This window comes from Microbacterium sp. NFH-22A-Y, assembly GCF_021401375.1.
Lineage (GTDB): Bacteria > Actinomycetota > Actinomycetes > Actinomycetales > Microbacteriaceae > Microbacterium > Microbacterium hominis.
Map to the genome: position 1 here is coordinate 952,100 of NZ_JACBGF010000001.1, position 19,968 is coordinate 972,067.

The following is a 19,968-nucleotide window of genomic DNA, read 5'->3' on the forward strand; positions in this document are numbered from 1 at the left end:
GCATGTCGGGGGCACGCCGTAGTCTGTTCTGGTGACCACCGCCCTGTACCGCCGCTACCGTCCGGAGACGTTCGGCGAGATGATCGGGCAGGCGCAGGTGACCGAGCCGCTCATGACCGCCTTGCGCGGCGACCGCGTCGGGCACGCGTATCTGTTCAGCGGCCCGCGCGGCTGCGGCAAGACGACCTCGGCGCGCATCCTCGCCCGCTGCCTGAACTGCGCGGCGGGCCCGACCGACACCCCCTGCGGCGTCTGCGACAGCTGCGTGGAGCTCAGCCGCGGAGGCGGGGGCTCCCTCGACGTGGTCGAGATCGACGCGGCCTCGCACAACGGCGTCGACGACGCCCGCGACCTGCGTGAGCGCGCGATCTTCGCCCCCGCGCGCGACCGGTTCAAGATCTTCATCCTCGACGAGGCGCACATGGTGACGGCGCAGGGGTTCAACGCCCTGCTCAAGCTCGTCGAGGAGCCGCCGGAGCACGTCAAGTTCATCTTCGCGACGACCGAGCCCGAGAAGGTCATCGGCACGATCCGCTCGCGCACCCACCACTACCCGTTCCGCCTCGTCGCGCCCGCCGCGATGCTCGAGTACGTCGAACAGCTGTGCGCACAGGAGGGTGTGCAGACGGAGGCGGGCGTGCTGCCGCTCGTGGTCCGCGCCGGCGGAGGGTCGCCCCGCGACACGCTGTCGCTGCTCGACCAGCTCATCGCCGGATCCGATCCGGTCGACGGCGCCGCCGGTGCGACCGTGCGCTACGAGCGCGCCGTCGCCCTGCTCGGCTACACGCACGGCGCCCTGCTCGACGAGGTCGTCACGGCGTTCTCGGCCCACGACGCGGCCGCCGCCTTCGCGGCCGTCGACCGCGTCGTGCAGACGGGTCAGGACCCGCGTCGATTCGTCGACGACCTGCTCGAGCGTCTGCGCGACCTCATCATCGTCGCGGCCACGGGAGACGGTGCCGGCGCGGTGCTGCGCGGCATCCCGGCCGACGAGCTCGAGCGGATGGGCCGTCAGGCGTCCGCGTTCGGCACCGATCGCCTCTCGCGCATCGCCGATCTCGTCGTCGGAGCCCTCGACGACATGAGCGGTGCGACGTCCCCGCGGCTGCAGCTGGAGCTGCTCGTCGCCCGCGTCCTCGCCCACACCGCCGGATCCGTTCCGGCGGCCCCGGACTCGCCGCCGGTGGCCGTGCCCGCCGCCGCTCCCGTTGCGGAGCCGCCGGCCTCCCACCCGGCTGCGCCGGCCGCCGCGCCGACCCCGCCGGCTGCCGCCGCGCCGGCCGCACCGGCTGCACGGGTCGCGTCGACTCCGCCGGAGGAGCCGCTTCCGCCGGCTGCCGCCGCACCGACTCCGCCGCCGGCCGCCGCTCCCGTGCCGCCGGCAGGTCCCGTCACGCTGCCGCAGGTGCGCGATGCATGGCCCGAGATCCTGCAGCGGCTCGAACCGGTGAGCCGGTCGTCGTGGATGATCGCGACCGACGCCACCCCGATCGCGTTCGCCGACGACGTGCTGACCCTCAGCTTCCGGACGCAGGGCGACGTGGCCGCCTTCAAGAAGCTCGCGGCCGGGAAGGGACCGAGCGAAGACCTGCGCGGAGCGATCCACGCTGTCCTCGGCATCCGGGTCAAGTACGTCGCGCGCTTCGACGCCGACCCGCCGTCCGACGGTGCTCCCGCGGAGCCCTCGCGCCCCGCATCGCCGCCCGCGACCGCGCCCGCTCCCACGGGCGACGCGCGCCCGGGCGGAGGCGGACGGGCGGGCGGCACCGTGGCCTCCGCGGCCGCCGCGCCCGTGACGGAGTGGGCCGTCGCGCCGATCCCGACCGATCCCGGCCCGGTGGCGGCCGCGCCGTCCGCTCCCGTCGCATCCGCCCTGACGGAGGCGCCCGGGCTCGCGGTCGACGACGAGCCCGAGGATGCCGTGGCGGCGCCCGTCCGCACGCTGACGGCGGTCCGCGAGGCGCCGTCCCCGGCAGCGGCCGAGTACACCCTCACCGACGACGACGCTCCGGACGACGACGAGTTCCCGCCGCCCGTCGACGACGCGCCTGTCCCGCCGCGGGCGCCCGTGGCCGTCGAGCGTCCCGCCCCCGTACGCGCCCCCCGCCCCGGCGGGATCGAGCGCGTGGGGGAGGCGGTCGTGCGCCAGGTGCTGGGAGCGACGTTCGTGCGCGAGGAACCGTACACGCCGCCGACGAGGTTCAACTGATCCATGTACGACGGCATCGTCCAAGACCTGATCGACGAGTTCGGCCGCCTTCCGGGCATCGGACCGAAGTCGGCGCAGCGCATCGCGTTCCACATCCTGCAGACGCCGACCTTCGACGTCGCGCGTCTCTCGCAGCTGCTGGGCGAACTGCGCGAACGGGTGCGCTTCTGCGAGATCTGCGGAAACGTCAGCGAGCAGGAGCGTTGTGCCATCTGCCGCGATCCGCGACGAGACCAGACGTTCATCTGCGTCGTCGAGGACGCCAAGGACGTCTCCGCGATCGAACGCACCCGTGAGTTCCGCGGGCTCTATCACGTGCTCGGCGGCGCGATCAGCCCCATCGCGGGCGTCGGGCCCGAAGATCTTCGCATCGCGCAGCTCATGCAGCGCCTCGCGGACGGCACCGTGCAGGAGGTCATCCTCGCCACCAACCCCAACCTGGAGGGGGAGGCGACCGCGACCTACCTCAGCCGGCTGCTGCACACCCTCGAGATCCGTGTGACGCGACTCGCGTCGGGACTGCCGGTCGGCGGCGACCTCGAGTACGCCGACGAGGTCACCCTCGGCCGCGCCTTCGAGGGCCGCCGGAGCATCTGATGTCGCCGGCGGCGTCCGACCGCGCCTGGGCGCTCTAGCCCCGGTCGCGCGCAACCTCTCGTGCGCGAGATCGACCTCCCGCGTTCACCCCGCCGACCCGTCCGCGTCGCCTGCAGCCGACACTCTTCCTTCGCGGCCGAGTGCACGACTTCCGGTGTCGCGAAAGGGAGCATCATGTCCGCGCGTCTTCTCTACGCGCACTTTCCCGCGGCCACGCACCCCTCCGCCCTCGAGTGGATGCGCGTCGTCGCCGAGATCGCGGCGGGCCGGCCCGGCGTGGGACCGTTCCTCACCGGTCAGGACGTCCTGCCGCCGGCGCCCGCGGTCGCATGGCGCCTCGTGAGCGAGAACCGTCGCGAGATCGCCCGCGGATGCCGCCTGTTCGCCGATGAGACGGCGGCGCGGGCCGATCTCGCGGTCGTGCTGCGGGATGCCGCCGCCTTCGAGATCCACACCAACCCGGCGCCGCGGCTGCGCAGCACGGGATGGTTCGTCAGCTCCGGCGGGGCACTGGTCATGATGGGGGCACGCCGCTACGAGAAGAGATCGGCGGCGGAGAGCGCGGCGGTGCTGGCGGTGCGTCTGATGCGCGAGCTCGCCGCGGCGGGCGAACCCGTGCTCGCGCGCCCGGAGCCGACGGATCCGCTCATCCTGCGATGAGCGATGGCCTGATCGCGGACCGGTTCCACCTCCGCCGGCTGCTCGGCAGCGGGGGGACGGCGTCCGTCTTCGAGGCCGACGACGTCGTCGGCGGCGGCGTCGTCGCCCTGAAACTGCTGCACCCGCACCTCGCCGTCGGCCCCGCCGTGTGGGAGGCGTTCTTCGAAGAGGTCCGGGCCGCCCGCGCGATCGCGCATCCGAACCTCGCGGAGGTGTACGACGCCGGGGTGGACGACCGCGACCCGCCGGTCGCCTGGATCGCGATGGAGCGCGTGGACGGCGAGACGCTCGCCGATCACGTCCGCGAGCACGGGCCCCTCGAACCGTGGGCGGCCGTCGCGCTGATGGGCGCCGTGCTCGATGCGCTGCAGGCGGTGCACGACGGCGGGGTGGTGCACCGTGACCTCACCCCCGCCAACATCATGCTCGACCCTCGTCTGAGCGCCGACGCCGGCAACGCGGACGCGTTCGCGCGGAGCGTCCGGCTGCTCGACTTCGGGCTCGCGGACATCCCCGGCCGCACGACCCTCGGCGCCGACGCCCTGCTCAGCGCGGACGACTCCCGCACCGCGGGTGTCGTGGCGAGCGTGCCCTACGCGTCGCCGGAGCAGCTGTCCGGCGCCGCCGTGGGGGAGGCGAGTGATCTCTACCAGGCCGGCGCCACGCTCTGCTTCGCCCTCACCGGGTCGGCGCCGTTCGCCGGCGATGCGCGCGCGGTGGTGCGCGCCCACCTCACCGCTCCGCCGCCCGTGCCCTCCGCACGGCGGCGCGGCATCCCGCGGCCGCTCGACCGCGTCGTGACGACCGCGATGCTCAAACGGCCCGACGACCGGTACGCGGATGCCGCGGCGATGGCCGCCGCCCTCGCCGCCGCCGTCCCCGCGATCGGTGTCACCGCGGACACGCCTCCGGACGAGGCGGGGGAGCAGACGGCGCGGACCCGCGTGTACCGCACCCGTCTCGCGGGCGACCCCGTGACGCCCGCCGCCGCGGCGGGGAGCGCACCGCCACCCGCCGTGACCGCGGCCCGCGGCGCGTGGCGGGCGCCCCTGGTCGCTGCCGTCCTCATCGCCGCGGTGACCGCCGCCGCGGGCCTGTCGGCGATGGCGGCATCCACGAGCGCTCCGCCGGCCGCCTCGCCGACGGCCCCGTCCGCGACCGCGTCGCCGTCCGTCGCCGCGCCGCCGACACCGACGAGCGACGCGGTGGTCCTCGTAGGGGTTCCGCAGCTCGGGGGGCTCGGTCTCGCCGAGGCCACCGCGGCGCTGGAGAGTGCAGGGCTTGCCGTCGGCGACCTCGCGCGCGTCGACGGACCGGCTCCCGCCGACGTCGTGCTGGAGTCGTCGCCGGGGGCGGGGGAGCGTGTGCGGGAGGGCTCGCCCGTGACGCTCCGTCTCGCGTCGGGGAGCAATGCGATCCCTGCGGTGGTGGGGATGACGCTCGCCGACGCCCAGGCCGCCCTCGTGTCCGCGGGGTTCGCGTCGCGGACGGCGGTCGCCGGCGCGGGCCCCTCGGGCGCCGTCTCCGCGTCGATGCCCTCGGCAGGCGAGCGGACTCCGGTCGGCACGGTGGTGGTGCTCTCGATCCCGGTCGAGACCGTCGCGACGCCCACCCCGTCGGCATCCCCGACGCCGGTTTCGACACCGTCGCCGGCGGTCACCGACCCACCCCGTCCGTGACCTTGCGCGCACCGTCCCGAGCCGTCATCTCCCGCACGGCGAGGCGTAAGACGGCGGTCATGAAACGACCGATCCTCGTTCACCTCGTGCCGCCATCCTGTGACCGCGGCGTGCGTCCCGAGCGCCCCGCAGCGCGCGCGGCCCGGATCCACAAGCGTCGCTCGACATCGCGATCCGCTGACCGATTCGGCCCGCCAGGGAGGCGCCATGACCACTGACTCCGTGACGGAGGTCATCCCGGCGCCGACCGTGCCGACCCCGCGGCCGCTCACCTCCCGCCCGGTGCAGGCGGACCGCATCTTCCGCGCCGTCTGCTACACGGCGGGCGGGGTCACGGTCGCGATCATGCTTGCCGTCGGCGTCTTCCTCTCCGGGCGCGCCGGCGAGGCGCTCGCGCGGTCGGGGCCCGCCTTCCTGTGGACCCAGGAATGGTCGCCCGAGACGGGCGAGTTCGGCATCGCGGCCGTGCTCTTCGGCACCGTGACCATCGCCCTGATCGCCCTCACCATCGCCGTCCCGCTGTCGCTGTCGACGGCCCTGCTGATCAGCGAGGTGGTGCCGGGATCCGTGCGGCCCCTGCTGATCTCGCTCGTCGATCTGATGGCCGCCGTCCCGAGCGTCGTCTTCGGGCTGTGGGGCGTGTTCTTCCTCCAGTCCAACGTCATCCCCATCTCGCAGTGGATCTCGACCTACTTCGGCTGGATCCCGCTGTTCGCCGTCACCGACGACACCGGCGCCCGCATCACGGATGCCGGGGCCTTCACCTCCTCCGCGTTCATCGCCGGCATCGTCGTGTCGCTGATGATCGTCCCGACGCAGACCTCCGTCATGCGCGAGGCGTTCTCGCAGGCGCCTCTCGGCGAGCGCGAGGGCGCGCTCGCCCTGGGCTCGACGAGGTGGGGCATGATCCGCACGGTCGTGCTCCCGTTCGGCCGCGGCGGCATCATCGGCGGAACCATGCTCGCCCTCGGCCGGGCGCTCGGCGAGACGATCGCCGTCGTGATGATCATCTCTCCGATCTTCTCGATCAACCCGCAGGTGCTGAAGACGGGGACCAACTCGGTGTCGGCGCTGATCGCCCTGCGCTACGGGGAGGCGAGTCAGTTCGGGCTGTCCGCGCTGATGGCCGCCGGGCTCGTGCTGTTCATCATCACCCTGATCGTCAACTTCACGGCATCCACGATCGTGGCCCGCAGCCGTTCGGGAGCGGAGAGCAACTGATGACGATCCTCGAGACCGCCGCGCCGGAGCGCGCGGAGAGCGCCGCCGCGGGGCGGACGGCCGTACCGCACCGTCGCGACGAGGTCGCCGCTCGTCGCGATCTGCGCAGCATCCCCCTCGACGACGCGTTCAACGTTTTGGGTGCGGTCGCGGCGGGCCTGGCGATCGCCACCCTCCTGTTCGGATGGCTGACGCCCATGACGGGCTTCGTCGGGTGGCTGATCATCTCCTTCATCGCGTTCCTGGGCGTGTACGGCGTCCTGTCCGCCCTGCGCGCCGACCGCCTCACCGTCAGCGAGCGCATCATGACCGCGCTCTTCTACTCGGCGGGCGCCCTGCTGCTCGGCGCCCTGGTCTTCGTCCTCGGCTTCACCGTCGTGCGCGGCGTGCCCGCGTTGATCCATCCGAACTTCTTCGTGGAGACCATGCGGCTGGCGGGACCGCTCGAACCGCTCAGCGTCGGGGGGATCGCACACGCGATCGTCGGGACGCTGATCCAGATCTCCATCGCCCTGGTGATCACGATCCCGCTCGGCATCACCACGGCGGTGTTCCTCAACGAGGTCGGCGGGCGTTTCGCGCGGTTCGTGCGGACGATCTCCGATGCGATGACGGCGCTGCCGTCGATCGTGGCCGGATTGTTCATCTACGCGGCCGTCGTCACGCTGGTCACGCACCAGCGCTCGGGGTTCGCCGCGGCGCTGGCGATCAGCGTCATGATGCTGCCGATCATCATCCGCGCCTCCGACGTCGTCCTCCGCCTCGTGCCGAACAATCTGCGCGAGGCGTCCTACGCGCTGGGCACGACGCGCTGGCGCACGGTGTGGAACGTGGTCCTGCCGACGTCGCGCTCGGGTCTGGTCACGGCCGTGATCCTCGGCACCGCGCGCGGGATCGGTGAGACCTCGCCGGTCCTGCTGACCTCCGGGGTCACGGCGGAGATGAACGTCAACCCCTTCACCGGGCCGATGATCTCCCTGCCGCTGCAGGTGTTCGACTTCGTCAAGTCGCCGGAGCCGAACATGATCGCGCGCGGCTTCGGGACGGCCGCGGTGCTCATCATCCTCGTCCTGCTCCTCTTCGTGATCGCGCGCGTCATCGGCGGCCGGGGAGCGGGCGTCCTCTCCGACCGTCAGCGGCGCCGCGCGTCGCAGCGCTCGCGCGACGACCTGCTCCGCATCGAGCGTCGTCGCGGCTCCGCACGCGTGACCCCTCCGCTCGCCGCCTCTCACCAGGAGACATCGTGACCCGTCGACTTCGCCTCCTCGTCCGGACCGCGGCTGCGGTCTCGACCGTCGTCGCCCTCTCGCTCGTGTCGGTGCTGCCCGCCGGCGCTGCGCCGTCGTACGTCGCGATCTCGGGCTCCGGGTCGACGTGGTCGCAGAACGCGCTCGACCAGTGGCGCCGCAACGTCGCCAACAACTTCGCGATGACGGTGAACTACTCCGGTACCGGGTCCTCCGCCGGTCGCACCGACTTCATCAGCGGTCGTGTCGACTTCGCCGTCAGCGAGATCCCCTTCCAGCTGACGCCGGACAACCCCAACGACGCGCCCGAAGACCCCTCCGGTCGGCCGTATGCCTATCTCCCGATCGTCGCCGGCGGCAGCTCGTTCATGTACAACCTGAAGATCAACGGCAAGCGGGTCACGACGCTGCAGCTGACCGGAGAGGTGATCTCCAAGATCTTCACCGGAGCGATCACCGCGTGGAACGACCCGGCGATCCAGTCGCTCAACCCCGACCTCGCTCTTCCGAGCCGTCCGATCACCCCCGTGGTGCGCTCGGACGGATCCGGCTCGACGGCGCAGTTCACGCGCTGGATGGCGACGCAGTACCCGTCCATCTGGACCTACCGCATGACTTCGCAGTTCCCGACGATCAACAGCACGTTCAAAGCCCAGAACGGGTCTCTCGGTGTGTCCGGGTACGTCAAGCAGGACTACGGCGAGGGCGCGATCACCTACGTCGAGTACTCCTACGCGCTCAACGCGGGCTTCCCCGTGGTGCGGGTGCAGAACGCGGCGGGCGCCTTCGTCGAGCCCACCGCCGCGAACGTCCAGGTCGCCCTGACGCACGCGAAGATCAACACCGACCAGAGCTCGCCCGACTACCTCACGCAGATCCTCGACGACGTGTACAACGCCCCCGAGGCCGATGCGTATCCCGTCTCGAGCTACTCGTACATGATCGTGCCCACAGCGGTCGGCGGCGTCTTCACCGATGTGAAGGGGTTCACGCTCGGCGAGTTCCTGAAGTACGTCGTCTGCGAGGGGCAGAACCAGGCCGCGACGCTCGGCTACTCGCCGCTGCCGATGAACCTCGTCCAGGCGGCGTACGACCAGATCAAGCGCATCCCGGGAGCGTCCGTGAGCGGATTCGATCCGTCCACGTGCAAGAACTCCGGCGCGCCGGCGAACGATCCCGGCAGCGGCGCGAGCGGCGGCAGCGGCGACGGCTCCGGAGGCGGCGGGGCCGCCGCCGCGGCGGGAGGAACGGCCGCGGCGGCCGGGGCGGCGGCATCCGATCCCGTCTACGACGCCAACGGCAACCTGGTCTCCGGGGCGGCAGCCGGCGGGGCGCAGGCGGTGTCGAGCCCGTTCACGCTCGCGTCCGACGCGTGGGGGGTGCCGCAGACCACGATGCTCGTCGCCGGGGGACTCCTGGTCGCCGCGGTCATCCTGCCACCGCTGCTGTCGCGACGGCTGCGCAACGATCGGCGACGCTGAATTTCCTGCCCGGCCTGGGGTTTGACCGCGTTCGAGCGTTCGGTACCCCGACGAGTCGCCTCGTTCCCAGCTCGTTCATCTCGAATCCATAGCGCGCTTCTAGCGTGATCACGTCGCGCGAGAGATCGCCGGCGATACCCGAAAGAACGGTTCCAGGATGCTGCGTCCTCGACGGCGGACCCTGCTCGCCTCCACGGCCAGCGGCTTCGTGACGGCCGCCCTCGTGTTCACCCTCGTGGCGGGCGCGAACGTCGCCCTCGGCTCGCCCGCGCAGGCGGCGACCCCGGCGTCCTCCGCCGTCACCGTCACCGCCGCCGAGCAGGATCGCGACCTCACGCACGCGCCGATGCCCGACCTGGCCGTGACGGTCTCGCAGACCGAGAACCTCGTGGCGCAGGGTGTGCGCGTCAGCTGGACCGGCGGCAAGAAGTCGGTGGTGTCCAGCGTGAGCAGCGGTGGCGAGAACTTCCTGCAGATCTTCATGTGCTGGGGCGACGACCCGACCGACTCCTCCCGCCCCGACCGCACCACGTGCCAGTACGGGGCTCCGGGCAACATCGGCGCGTCCCGCGACGCGTACCGGGCTTCGGGCACCGCCCTCGCCGACGTGCCGAAGGAGGATCAGGCGTACACCGCGCCCGGTCTCGCGAGTTTCCTGCCCCCGTACACCGCGATCCCGTTCGTCGCGCGTGACGGCAAGCGCGTCGACGCGATCAAGACCGATCCCACGACGGGGGCGAAGTCGCGCGATCTGACGGTCGATCTGAGCACCAACGAGTTCTTCACGTCGTACACGACCAACGAGATCCCGTGGGCGGGCTCGGGGGACGACGGCAGCGGCTCGGTGTCCTTCGAGGTCCAGACCCTCGCGCAGTCCAACGGGCTCGGCTGCGGCACTCCCGTCGTCCACGACGGCGTCACCACCGGTGCCAGCTGCTGGCTGGTCGTGCTGCCGCGCGGCACCGCCGACAACGGCGCCTCGAGCATCTCGCAGTCGGGCCTGTTCATCGACTCGTGGAGGCATGCGCTGTCGATCAAGCTGGACTTCGAGCCCGTCGGCAGCAGATGCGAGGCGGGCGCGAAGGAGCACCAGCTCGCCGGCAGCGAGCTCATCTCCTACGCCGCGGGCTCGTGGCAGCCGGCCGTCTGCAAGCAGGCGTCCGGGGGCGTGTACTCGCTTCTCACGGTCCCCGAATCGGATGCCGTGACGGCCGCCGCGACCACCGACGACGCGCCGCTGGCCCTCACCTCGTTCCCGCTCGCCGCAGACGGCGGGTCGGATCCGCTCGTGTACGCGCCCCTGGCCATCAGCGGCATCAGCGTCGCGCTGGCGATCGACCGCTCGCCGGACCCGTTCCTGCAGGACATCCCGGAGAAGTACCTCGCGGCGGCGCACCTGCCGTTCACCTCGGTGAACCTGACGCCGCGGCTGCTCGCGAAGCTGCTGAGCTACTCGTACCTGTCGTCCCTTCCCACCGGCGCCGACACGTCGTACATGGGTGCCAAGAACCCCAGCAACATCACCAAGGACCCGGACTTCCTCGCCGTGAACGACCCGGAGTGGGCCGCGCAGGATCTCGCCGGACCCGCGATCGCGGACGTGATCGTCCCGCAGGGGCGCTCCGACGCCGCGCGCGCCGTGTGGGCCTACATCGCAGCCGACGACGACGCGCGCGCCTTCCTCGCGGGCGAGCCGGACCCGTGGGGGATGACCGTCAACCCCTGGTACGCCACGGACGCGGCGAAGAACAAGACGGGAAGCGCCTTCTCGCTCGATCGCGACGACTTCCCGAAGGCCGATCCCGTCGAGTACGCCCCCACCAACTCCGGTCCCGTGAACCTCGTCACGTGGCGTCCGTACGCGTCCGACCTCGGCACGGTCTCCTATCTCACCCTCCGCGGCGACGGTCAGATCCTCGGCGGCTGGGATCCCTACGCGAGCCCGCCGCGCTACGCCAAGGCGTCGCGCATGGCGACCGGGTCGCAGGCCATGCTCGGGTTGACCAGCTCCGCCGCGGCCTCCCGGTACCAGGTGATCTCGGCATCCCTGCGAAATCCCGCGGGAAGCTTCGTCGCGGCCACCGGCGACGCGATGGCCGCGGCCGCCGCCGCGATGACCGCGGACAACGCCGCGGGCGCCGTCGTCGGGTTCCAGCCGGCGTCGCCGGAGGCGAAGGCCGCGACATCCGCCTACCCGCTCACGCTGCCGATCTACGCCGCCAACAACCCCGCGAAGACCACCGCTGCGGTGCGGACCTCCTACGCCGCCTTCATCCGCTACGCCGTCAGCACGAACGGCCAGACGCCGGGCGCCGACGAGGGACAGCTCCCGGCCGGATACGCGCCACTGCCCTCCTCATGGGTCGCGCAGGCGACCGCGGCCGCCGAGCGCCTGGAGACGTACGCCCCCGCCACCACCACGGCGCCGCCCACCAGCCCGGCCGCCGCGGCTCCCGCGCGACCGGCCGCCGCGGCGGCTGCTGCGGCTCCCGTCGCGGCTCCCGCCGCCGCGGCGCCCACCGCGACGGGAGCGGCCAGCGGTGCGCTGGCCGGCGCGACCACCCCCGGCGACCCGGATGTCGGGGCCCTCGCCGCGGCCGTTCCCGCGACCGTCCTCGGCGGCGCCGCGGGTGCACTCATCGTCCCCCTGATCACCCGCTTTCGCCGGCGGGTCCTCTGAAGCGCGTCCCCGCGTCGCTTCTGCCTTCCACCAACGCAGTACCCGACAAGGAAACAGGAACACATGAAACTCCAGAAGTTCGCGGCCATCGGTGCCGCGGTCGGCGTCGCCCTCGCAGGCTTCGGCGTGAGCGCTGCTCACGCCGACCCCGTGACCGACGGCTACTCGATCGTCGGCTCGGACACGCTGCAGGATGCGGTCAGCGCCCTGGCCAACGGCACCAACATCACGGGCCCCTCGGTCAAGGCGACCGGCGCGGGCAAGGTCCTGGCATCCTGGGACGCCTTCGCCCTCGGTGTCACCGGCGGCGTCGGCAAGATCCAGACCAAGCCCTTCGGCCCGACGTTCGACCGGCCCAACGGCTCGGGTGCCGGTCGCAACGCGCTGCTCGCGTCGATCGGCGGCGTGGGCGGCAACTCGTTCACGTACAACAACGTCAACATCAAGGACCAGGTCGACCTCGCGCGCAGCTCGTCCGTCTCGGGCACGCAGGGCAGCGTCCTCACCTACATCCCCTTCGGGCAGGACGCGATCTCGTTCGTGTTCAAGGTGGGCGCCTCCGGCAGCGGTGACGCGGCCGCGGCCAAGGACTGGGTGTCGGGTCTGTCCTCCGCCCAGCTCAAGTCGATCTACACGTCCACCTCGGCCTCCCCGGTCGCGGCCGGCTCCTCGGGCTACGTCGTCAAGCCGCTCGCCATCCAGTCGAGCTCGGGCACCTGGACGACCTTCCTCAGCAAGATCGGCGTCACCAGCATCGGCAGCGGTGTGGACACGCGCAACAACTCGATCCCCGAGAACGACGGCACCGTCCTGACCCCGGGGACCGACGAGATCCAGCTGATCCCGGTCTCGGTCGCGAACTACATCGGCCAGGTCAACGGCGCCTCGCGCATCAACACCTTCAACGCGGCCACGCTCGTCGGCACCATCGACGGCCTGCCGAGCCCGTTCACCGGCACGCTGAGCTTCAACGGCACCGCCGGCACCAGCACGCTGGTCCCGAACTCCGACTTCTACAACAGTGCGAGCTGGGGTCGCACCGTCTACATCGTCGTCCCGACGGCGAAGCTCTCGGACGCGGGCCTCGGCGAGCTCCTCGACACCAGCTCCCCGCAGAGCCTCACCTACTGGGGCACCTCGAACTCCCCGGCCACCACCAAGGCCGTGAAGCTCAAGTTCGGTTTCGCCAAGCCCGTCGGTGACACCGTCACCCGCAACGGCTGATCCCCTCGTCGCGCAGACGGAGAAAGAGAACACGATCCTCATGAACACCAACACCCTCACCCGAGGACTGGTCGGCCTCGCGGCCGCCGCCGCCCTCGTCCTCGTCCCGACGCTCGGCGCGAGCGCGGCGATCGTCCCCACCGTCGGCTCCACCCACGACGTCTACCTGATCGATGTCGAGGAGGGCACCCCGATCACGGAGGGCGCGTCGCTCAAGTGGAACAAGGGCGTGCTCGCCGCGCCCGAGGCCAGCGACACGGACTTCAACAGCTACTTCTCGATCCCGGCCGGTGCCGACTCCGTCGTGAAGTTCATCTCGCCCCGTGGCAAGGAGGCGGACCAGTCGCAGTGGAACGCCTACGCGGCGCTCGGCTTCACCCCGAACCCCGGCATCCAGCTCCCCAACCTCCAGCCGAGCTCGCTGACCAGCAACGGTCAGGGCAGCCCGTCCGGCATCCGCTCGGTGTTCACCGCGGCGGGCTCCTACACCGGCGGCGATTACTCGCTCGGCATCGCGTTCCTCAAGAACGGCGGCTCGCAGGTCGTCGAGACGGACTTCGTCTTCGTCGACGTCGTCGCGACGTCCGACTTCAACCAGGGCACCTGGACGTTCTCGACGCCGCACCCCGCCGTCGCCCCGACGGTGACGACGCAGCCCGCCGACGCGTCGGTGATCCTCGGCAACTCCGCGACCTTCACCGCGGCCGCGTCGGGCTCGCCCGCGCCCGCGGTGCAGTGGCAGTCGTCCACCGACAGCGGTGCCAACTGGGCGGATGTCGCGGGTGCGACCTCCGCATCGCTCACGGTCGCCAACACGACGCTGGCGAACAACGCCGCGCGCTACCGTGCCGTCTTCACCAACACGGCCGGCTCCGTCACGACCTCCGCCGCGACCCTGACCGTGATCGACTCGGTGCCCACCGAGCCGACCGGCTCCGACGCGCACAAGGTCACCATCACCGACCCGGCCGACGGGGCGAAGACGATCACCGTGCCCGCGGGCGTGGCCAACGCGAACAAGACGCTGCAGGCGTGGGCCTGGTCCACCCCGACCAGCCTCGGTCAGGTGACGACGGACGCCAACGGCGACGCGCTGGTGAACATCAGCAGCCTGCCGGCGGGCGCGCACACGGTCGCCCTGACGCTCCCGGCCGACCCCGACGTGCTCGCCTGGGGCACGTTCACCGTCCCGGTCGCCTCCTACCCCGACAAGACCGCCACCGCCGACGTGCAGGCGACGGTCACGGCGAGCGACCTGTGGTCGCTGAACGCGGAGAAGTCGGCGATCAACTTCGGCAACGTCGCGCGCAGCGCCACGGCGGCGACCCAGTCGCTCGGCAAGGTCACCGTCGTGGACGACCGCAACGTGCTGAAGGGCTGGGACCTCAACGTCGGCTGGACCTCGTTCACCAACGCCGCCAACGACGAGATCCCCGGCACGGCCCTCACGGTCACCCCGAAGGCCTACACCGGCTACACGCTCCTGGACGGTGTGACGCTCGGCTCGACGGGCACCAAGATCGCCCAGAGCGCCGCGGGCGTGTCCACCCTGACGAGCGGCGCGCTGTTCGACGCCGACCTCGTCTTCACCGCGCCCAAGGACGCGAAGGTCGGCGAGTACCACTCGACGCTGACCCTCACGCTCGCCTCCAAGTGAGTCGAGCCCTCCACTGAGAACCGGTGAGGGGAGGCCGCCTGCGGCCTCCCCTCACTGCGTGTTCGTGCGCAGCGCGGCATCCGTCATCTGCGCGAACGATCTCGATCACTCCCCGTTCACCCCCGCGACGACGCTGCGTCGCCGCCATCTGCGGAAATAGACCGTGCTCTCCTCGTTGACCCGATCGAGGGGCCGCATCCAGCCCGTGCTCGGTGCGTTCCTCCTGCTCGCCCTCGCCCTCGCTCCGCTGGGCGTCCCCGCTGCGGCCCACGCCGACGACGCCGGCTCGACCGACACGACGGTCGGTGTGGCCACCCGCCCCGCCGGCGCGGACGGCCGGCCGGACGATCGCACGCGCTTCGCCTACTCCGCCGACCCCGGCCAGAGCGTCACCGACCAGGTGCTCGTCGGCAACACCGGCACCGAGAGCCAGGACTTCACCGTGCTGGCGACCGATGCCTACAACGGCACGAACGGCGACTTCTCGCTGCTCGCGTCGGCCGAGACGCCGACCTCCGTCGGGGCGTGGGTCCGCTTCGAGAACGGGGAGAACCGCATCCAGTTCTCCCTCGCCCCCCAGGAGGTCCGCCTCCTCACGTTCACCGTCGTCATCCCCGCCGACGCCACCCCCGGCGACCACGTCGGCGGCATCGTCGCGTCGGTCGTCGAAGACGGTCAGCAGGTGAGCCTGGACCGCCGCGTGGCGACCGCCGTGTTCGCCCGGGTCTCCGGCGAGCTGCAGCCCCGGCTCACGCTGGCCAGCTTCGACGCGACCTATCAGGGCGACTGGTGGAACCCGTTCGGGGGCTCCCTGAAGGTCCTCTACACCGTCGACAACCCCGGCAACGTCGCTCTCGCCGCCAACCTGACGATGAGCGCGGCCACCTGGTTCGGCGTCCCCGTCACCGCCGAGCGCGGCGGCAGCATCCCGGTGCTGCTGCCCGGCAACTCCGCGACCTACGAGTTCGAGCTGCCGGGCATCGCGCAGTGGGGCTACCTCAACCCCAGCGCGCTCCTGCATCCCTTCGTCGACGCCTCGGATGCCGCTCTCCAGGTGCCCGTCGCGCCCGTCTCCCGCGACACCGTCGTGCTCGTCCTGCCCTGGAGCGTCGTGATCCTCGTCGCGCTCATCGTGGCGGTCGTCCTCTTCGTGCGCCGGCGTCGCCGTCGTGACGACGAGGCCGCCCGGGAATGGATCGCCTACACGGAGAGCCAGGCGGCCGCCGCAGCGGAGGCGAGGCTGCGCGCCGCCTCCGGGGCGGTCGACGAATGACCGCCCTCCGGCGCACGCCGTGGGCCGTCGCGCTGCTGGGCGCGGTCGCCCTCTTCACCCTGCTGCCGATCGCGGGGCTCGGGGCCCGTGCCGACGACGGCGTGGACGACAGCGGCAACGTGTCGGTGACGGTCGTCGACGGATCGACCCCGTCGCCCAGCCCGTCGTCCACCGCGAGCCCGCGGCCCACGACCCCTCCCGCTCCCGGATCGTCGTCGACGTCCGGCGGGTCCGGAGGCGGGGGAGCGGCCGGCGGCGCGTCGGGAGGCTCGGCGTCGGGCGGCACCGGCGCAGCCGACGACGTCAGCATCGCCGGCATGGTCTACATCGGGGGGATCAACTCCTCGGTCGCCCTCTCGCCCGACCCCGGCAGCGGTGAGGTGACGCTGTGGCTGACCGTGCGCAACGCCTCCACCAGCACGATCGACCTGACGGTGGACTTCTGGATGGAGAGCGTGCTGTTCGGCGTCCCGCTCGATCAGACGCGCGGTGTCGCGGTTCCGGCGCTGCAGCCGGCCGAGGTCCGGGTCGTCTCCACCCGCCTGCACGGCGCCGGACAGTGGGGCCTGGTCGACACCCACGCGACGGTCACCCCGCCGGCGACGGTGGACGGCACGGCGCTGACGCCGGTCACCCGCGACGCGCTGGTCTTCGTCTTCCCGTGGGTGAGCGTGCTCGTCGCGGCCGTGATCGTCATCGGGCTGCTCGCGTGGCGCGCGGTCGCCCTCGCCCTCGCCGCCGAGCCGCCGGCAGAGGCCGCGGCATGACGCTGTTCGAGGAGCGGACCCAGATCGTCGCCCCGGCCCCTGCGGCCCCGGCGAGCCCGCCGCCCCCGCGGCGCCCCCGTCGGATGCCGCGGCCGATCCCGCAGTACGCGCCGCTCACCGCGGGGCAGGCGCTCGCGCGCGGCATCCTGGCGCTCGTCGCCGCGCTCGCGCTCGCCTTCGTGTTCCACCTGCTGATCCTCAGCCACGTCCTCCACTTCGCGGCGCAGCAGCAGCTCTCCGACACGTATCGCGCGCAGCTCGCCGCCGGAACGGCGCCGGTGAGCGAGGGCGACTTCGACGACGTCCTGCTCGCCGACGGCGTGCCCGTCGGGATCATCGAGATCCCGCGCCTGGGCATCAGGGAGGTCATCTCCGAGGGCACCTCCTCGGGGGTGCTGACCGGCGGCCCCGGACACCGCCGCGACACGGTCCTGCCCGGACAGGTGGGGGTGAGCGTCGTCATGGGTCGTGCCGCGGCGTTCGGCGGGCCCTTCGGCCGGTTGCAGTCGCTCCAGCCGGGCGACACGTTCGAGGTCCGCACCGGCCAGGGGGCGCACACCTTCGAGGTGCTCGGCGTGCGCTACGCCGGCGACCCCACCCCGCCGGCCCCGGCGCGCGGGGAGAGCCGTCTCATCCTCATGACCGCGCGCGGGGCTCCGTACGTCCCGACGGGCATCGCCTACGTCGACGCGACGCTCACCTCCCCGGCGCAGCCGGCCGGCGCCCGCCAGACGACGCCGGTGACGCTGCCGCCGTCGGACCGGGCGATGGCCACCGACACCTCCACCGTGTGGGCGCTCGTGTTCGCCCTGCAGTTCCTCGTCGCCGCCGAGGTGGCCGCGGTCTGGGCGTTTCGTCGGGTGGGTGCGCAGAAGACCTGGATCGTCTTCGTGCCGGTCCTCCTCCTCGCGAGCGTCTTCGTCTGCGATCAGCTCGTCCGCCTCCTTCCCAACCTCCTCTGACTCGGAGCCCTCATGTCTGACGACGTCGAACCGTCCCGCGCGGCCCACCGCGCCGAGCGGGCGAACCGCCCCCGCTTCCTCGGCCGCACGAGCGGACGCGCGCCCGCCCCGTCGGAACTGGTGATGGCGGGCGGCGAGTTCGCCCTCTCTGCCGCACCGGGCGGAGCCGTCGTGGTCGGCGGCGCGCCGGCGATGCACGCGGATGCCGTCGGCGCGACGGCGGTCCCGGTGCCGCCGTCGCAGCTCGAGGCGCGCGCCATCTCGGCCTGGTTCGGCGACCACCAGGTGCTCCACGACGTGTCGCTGCAGATGCCCGCCGGTCAGGTGACGGCCCTCATCGGCCCGTCCGGCTGCGGAAAATCGACGTTCCTGCGCATCCTCAACCGCATGCACGAACTGGTGCCCTCGGCATCCCTCGCCGGCGAGGTGCTGCTGGACCACGACGACATCTACGACGCCGGCCACCGTCTCGTGGATGCGCGCAAGAAGATCGGCATGGTCTTCCAGAAGCCCAACCCCTTCCCGGCCATGTCGATCTACGACAACGTCGTCGCGGGCCTGAAGCTGGCGGGCATCCGTGCCAGTCGCAGTGAGAAGGACATGCTCGTCGAGACCTGCCTCACGAAAGCGGGACTGTGGCGGGAGCTGAAGGACCGTCTGCGTGCGCCCGGCGGCGGCCTGTCGGGCGGGCAGCAGCAGCGCCTGTGCATCGCGCGCTCCCTCGCCGTGCGGCCTCGGGTGCTCCTGATGGACGAGCCGTGCTCGGCGCTGGACCCGACCTCCACGCGCGTCATCGAGGAGACGATGACCGAGCTCGCGCGCGAGGTCACGATCGTCATCGTCACCCACAACATGCAGCAGGCGCAGCGGGTCTCCCAGCAGTGCGCGTTCTTCCTCGCCTCGCAGGGCCAGCCCGGTCACATCGTCGAGCACGGCGACACCGACGCGATGTTCTCCTCCCCGATCGACCCGCGCACCTTCGACTACGTCAACGGCCGCTTCGGCTGAGCGCGATGCGGGCGGGCGGATGGTGGTCGCCGCGCGACGGGATGTTGATCGCCGTCGCCGGGGCTCTGATCGCGGTGTTCGTCGGCGGGGTGATCGCCCACGCCGAGACGCCGCGTCCGCCCGCGCCCCTCGCCTCCTCGGCGAGCGGTCCGGTCGAGCCGGTCGCCCCGGTCGAGCAGGTCGCTCCGGTCGTCACGGCTCCCGCCGCACGCGTCGACCCCGCGTGGCTCGCCCGCACCGCCGCGGCCACCGGCATCCCCGCCCGCGCCCTGCGCGCCTACGCGGGCGCCCAGCTCACGGTCGCCGCCGAACAGCCCTCGTGCGGGCTGGGGTGGAACACCGTCGCCGCGATCGGGGCGATCGAGTCCGACCACGGGCGGCACGGGGGAGCGGTGCTGGGCGAGGACGGCCGCTCGACGCCCGCGATCCGGGGGCCTGCGCTGGACGGTGACGGCGTGGCCGCGATCGCGGACACCGACGGTGGGCGGTGGGACGGCGACGCGGTGTGGGACCGCGCGGTCGGCCCGATGCAGTTCATCCCCGACACGTGGGCGCGCTGGGGCGGCGACGCCGACGGCGACGGCATCGCCGATCCGAACCAGATCGACGACGCGGCGCTCGCGACGGCGCGCTACCTCTGCGGTGCGGGCACGATGACGGATGCCGACGGGTGGCGGGCGGCCGTGTTCGCGTACAACCACCTCGACGTCTACGTCGACGATGTCGCCGCCCTCGCGAACCGCTACTCCGCGGCCGCCGCGCGCGCCGCGCGCCTCAGCGCAGCACCTCGACCAGCACCACCCACGACACGAACAGCGCCGAGACGATCGCCGCGATCGCCCCGACCGCCAGCCAGACCAGTCCGCCGCCGGATCCCGTCAGCGCGATGATCCCGCCCGCCGCGTACAGCAACGGCGTGACGAAGGCGACCGCGGCCTTGCCCACCCGCAGGCGGTTCTCCGGGTGATGGTTCTGGAAGATGCGCACCGCCGCGACGGCGGCGAAGACCGTCGTGAGGGCGGCCGCGCCCACGACGACCGCGCCGTATGCGGTGATCGTCAGCTCCGGGAACAGCCCCACGGCGCACACGATGCTCGCGAGGATCAGTCCCGCGATCCCCGATGCGACACGGGACGTCAGGGATGCCGCCGTGATGACGACCTGGATGTTCACGCTGGCCGCGACGATGACCAGACCCGCCAGTGCGGCGGTCGCGCCGAGCATCGCGACGTTGTACTCGTGCCAGTTCTCCAGCGCATCCATGCTCGCAGGATAGTGGCCGCCGGCCGCCGTCACATGGCTC

Annotated in this window: 16 protein-coding genes; 15 read left to right on the forward strand and 1 reads right to left on the reverse strand. The window is 72.2% G+C overall.

The annotated features are described in order from the left end of the window. The first annotated feature begins 31 nt into the window (after positions 1–31). The 15 genes from L0965_RS04520 to L0965_RS04590 all read left to right on the forward strand — a co-directional run bounded on the left by L0965_RS04520 (position 32) and on the right by L0965_RS04590 (position 19,555). Positions 32–2,209 (forward strand): DNA polymerase III subunit gamma and tau, encoded by a 2,178-nt coding sequence (locus tag L0965_RS04520; RefSeq protein WP_198553679.1) that lies wholly within the window; start codon positions 32–34, stop codon positions 2,207–2,209. 3 nt (positions 2,210–2,212) lie between these two features. Continuing rightward, a complete protein-coding gene (gene recR / locus L0965_RS04525) occupies positions 2,213–2,806 on the forward strand; it encodes a recombination mediator RecR (protein ID WP_060961043.1) in 594 nt (197 codons plus the stop codon). Positions 2,807–2,980: 174 nt separating this feature from the next. Continuing rightward, on the forward strand, positions 2,981–3,466 hold the full coding sequence (locus tag L0965_RS04530; protein WP_060961042.1) for a hypothetical protein: 486 nt from the start codon (positions 2,981–2,983) through the stop codon (positions 3,464–3,466). Then, positions 3,463–5,145: a serine/threonine protein kinase gene (locus L0965_RS04535; protein ID WP_198553680.1), complete on the forward strand. Its 1,683-nt coding sequence runs from the start codon at positions 3,463–3,465 to the stop codon at positions 5,143–5,145. The genes L0965_RS04530 and L0965_RS04535 overlap by 4 nt, the downstream gene beginning before the upstream one ends. A 207-nt stretch (positions 5,146–5,352) precedes the next feature. Then, the gene (gene pstC / locus L0965_RS04540; protein WP_060960205.1) at positions 5,353–6,366 is read left to right on the forward strand and encodes a phosphate ABC transporter permease subunit PstC; all 1,014 of its coding nucleotides are present in this window, start codon (positions 5,353–5,355) and stop codon (positions 6,364–6,366) included. Then, positions 6,366–7,613, forward strand: coding sequence for a phosphate ABC transporter permease PstA (gene pstA / locus L0965_RS04545; protein ID WP_101305804.1), 1,248 nt, complete (start codon positions 6,366–6,368; stop codon positions 7,611–7,613). The genes pstC and pstA overlap by 1 nt, the downstream gene beginning before the upstream one ends. Continuing rightward, the gene (pstS, locus tag L0965_RS04550; protein ID WP_101305805.1) at positions 7,610–9,094 is read left to right on the forward strand and encodes a phosphate ABC transporter substrate-binding protein PstS; all 1,485 of its coding nucleotides are present in this window, start codon (positions 7,610–7,612) and stop codon (positions 9,092–9,094) included. Before pstA ends, pstS begins: the two co-directional genes overlap by 4 nt. Before the next feature lie 157 nt (positions 9,095–9,251). Next, positions 9,252–11,774 carry a hypothetical protein gene (locus L0965_RS04555; RefSeq protein WP_101305806.1) on the forward strand — a complete coding sequence of 841 codons (2,523 nt, stop codon included), beginning with the start codon at positions 9,252–9,254 and terminating at the stop codon, positions 11,772–11,774. A 63-nt stretch (positions 11,775–11,837) separates the two neighbouring features. Next, positions 11,838–12,998, forward strand: a complete 1,161-nt coding sequence (locus L0965_RS04560; RefSeq protein WP_061782356.1) for a hypothetical protein — start codon at positions 11,838–11,840, stop codon at positions 12,996–12,998. Between the two features lie 40 nt (positions 12,999–13,038). Beyond that, positions 13,039–14,655 (forward strand): anti-sigma factor, encoded by a 1,617-nt coding sequence (locus L0965_RS04565; protein WP_101305807.1) that lies wholly within the window; start codon positions 13,039–13,041, stop codon positions 14,653–14,655. A 175-nt stretch (positions 14,656–14,830) separates the two neighbouring features. Beyond that, positions 14,831–15,928 carry a DUF916 domain-containing protein gene (locus tag L0965_RS04570; RefSeq protein ID WP_232784002.1) on the forward strand — a complete coding sequence of 366 codons (1,098 nt, stop codon included), beginning with the start codon at positions 14,831–14,833 and terminating at the stop codon, positions 15,926–15,928. Beyond that, a complete protein-coding gene (locus tag L0965_RS04575; protein ID WP_101305809.1) occupies positions 15,925–16,695 on the forward strand; it encodes a hypothetical protein in 771 nt (256 codons plus the stop codon). Before L0965_RS04570 ends, L0965_RS04575 begins: the two co-directional genes overlap by 4 nt. Further along, entirely contained in the window at positions 16,692–17,657 is a 966-nt protein-coding gene (locus L0965_RS04580; protein ID WP_101305810.1) for a sortase, read from the forward strand. The genes L0965_RS04575 and L0965_RS04580 overlap by 4 nt, the downstream gene beginning before the upstream one ends. 192 nt (positions 17,658–17,849) lie before the next feature. After that, positions 17,850–18,665 carry a phosphate ABC transporter ATP-binding protein gene (locus tag L0965_RS04585; protein ID WP_191009640.1) on the forward strand — a complete coding sequence of 272 codons (816 nt, stop codon included), beginning with the start codon at positions 17,850–17,852 and terminating at the stop codon, positions 18,663–18,665. A 5-nt stretch (positions 18,666–18,670) separates the two neighbouring features. After that, positions 18,671–19,555 carry a lytic murein transglycosylase gene (locus L0965_RS04590; protein ID WP_157831570.1) on the forward strand — a complete coding sequence of 295 codons (885 nt, stop codon included), beginning with the start codon at positions 18,671–18,673 and terminating at the stop codon, positions 19,553–19,555. On the opposite strand, the gene L0965_RS04595 is transcribed toward L0965_RS04590, so the two are convergent. Further along, on the reverse strand, positions 19,440–19,928 hold the full coding sequence (locus L0965_RS04595; RefSeq protein WP_101305811.1) for a hypothetical protein: 489 nt from the start codon (positions 19,926–19,928) through the stop codon (positions 19,440–19,442). The two genes, L0965_RS04590 and L0965_RS04595, sit on opposite strands and share 116 nt — an antisense overlap. Positions 19,929–19,968: the final 40 nt, after the last annotated feature.

Excerpts from the sequence above, each read along its gene's own strand:
- L0965_RS04535 (WP_198553680.1), top strand. The coding sequence starts at position 3,463 with ATGAGCGATGGCCTGATCGCGGACCGGTTCCACCTCCGCCGGCTGCTC.
- L0965_RS04590 (WP_157831570.1), top strand. The coding sequence starts at position 18,671 with ATGCGGGCGGGCGGATGGTGGTCGCCGCGCGACGGGATGTTGATCGCC.
- recR (WP_060961043.1), top strand. The coding sequence starts at position 2,213 with ATGTACGACGGCATCGTCCAAGACCTGATCGACGAGTTCGGCCGCCTT.
- L0965_RS04560 (WP_061782356.1), top strand. The coding sequence starts at position 11,838 with ATGAAACTCCAGAAGTTCGCGGCCATCGGTGCCGCGGTCGGCGTCGCC.
- L0965_RS04530 (WP_060961042.1), top strand. The coding sequence starts at position 2,981 with ATGTCCGCGCGTCTTCTCTACGCGCACTTTCCCGCGGCCACGCACCCC.
- L0965_RS04585 (WP_191009640.1), top strand. The coding sequence starts at position 17,850 with ATGCACGCGGATGCCGTCGGCGCGACGGCGGTCCCGGTGCCGCCGTCG.
- L0965_RS04575 (WP_101305809.1), top strand. The coding sequence starts at position 15,925 with ATGACCGCCCTCCGGCGCACGCCGTGGGCCGTCGCGCTGCTGGGCGCG.
- L0965_RS04555 (WP_101305806.1), top strand. The coding sequence starts at position 9,252 with ATGCTGCGTCCTCGACGGCGGACCCTGCTCGCCTCCACGGCCAGCGGC.
- pstA (WP_101305804.1), top strand. The coding sequence starts at position 6,366 with ATGACGATCCTCGAGACCGCCGCGCCGGAGCGCGCGGAGAGCGCCGCC.
- pstC (WP_060960205.1), top strand. The coding sequence starts at position 5,353 with ATGACCACTGACTCCGTGACGGAGGTCATCCCGGCGCCGACCGTGCCG.
- L0965_RS04595 (WP_101305811.1), bottom strand. The coding sequence starts at position 19,928 with ATGGATGCGCTGGAGAACTGGCACGAGTACAACGTCGCGATGCTCGGC.
- L0965_RS04580 (WP_101305810.1), top strand. The coding sequence starts at position 16,692 with ATGACGCTGTTCGAGGAGCGGACCCAGATCGTCGCCCCGGCCCCTGCG.
- L0965_RS04565 (WP_101305807.1), top strand. The coding sequence starts at position 13,039 with ATGAACACCAACACCCTCACCCGAGGACTGGTCGGCCTCGCGGCCGCC.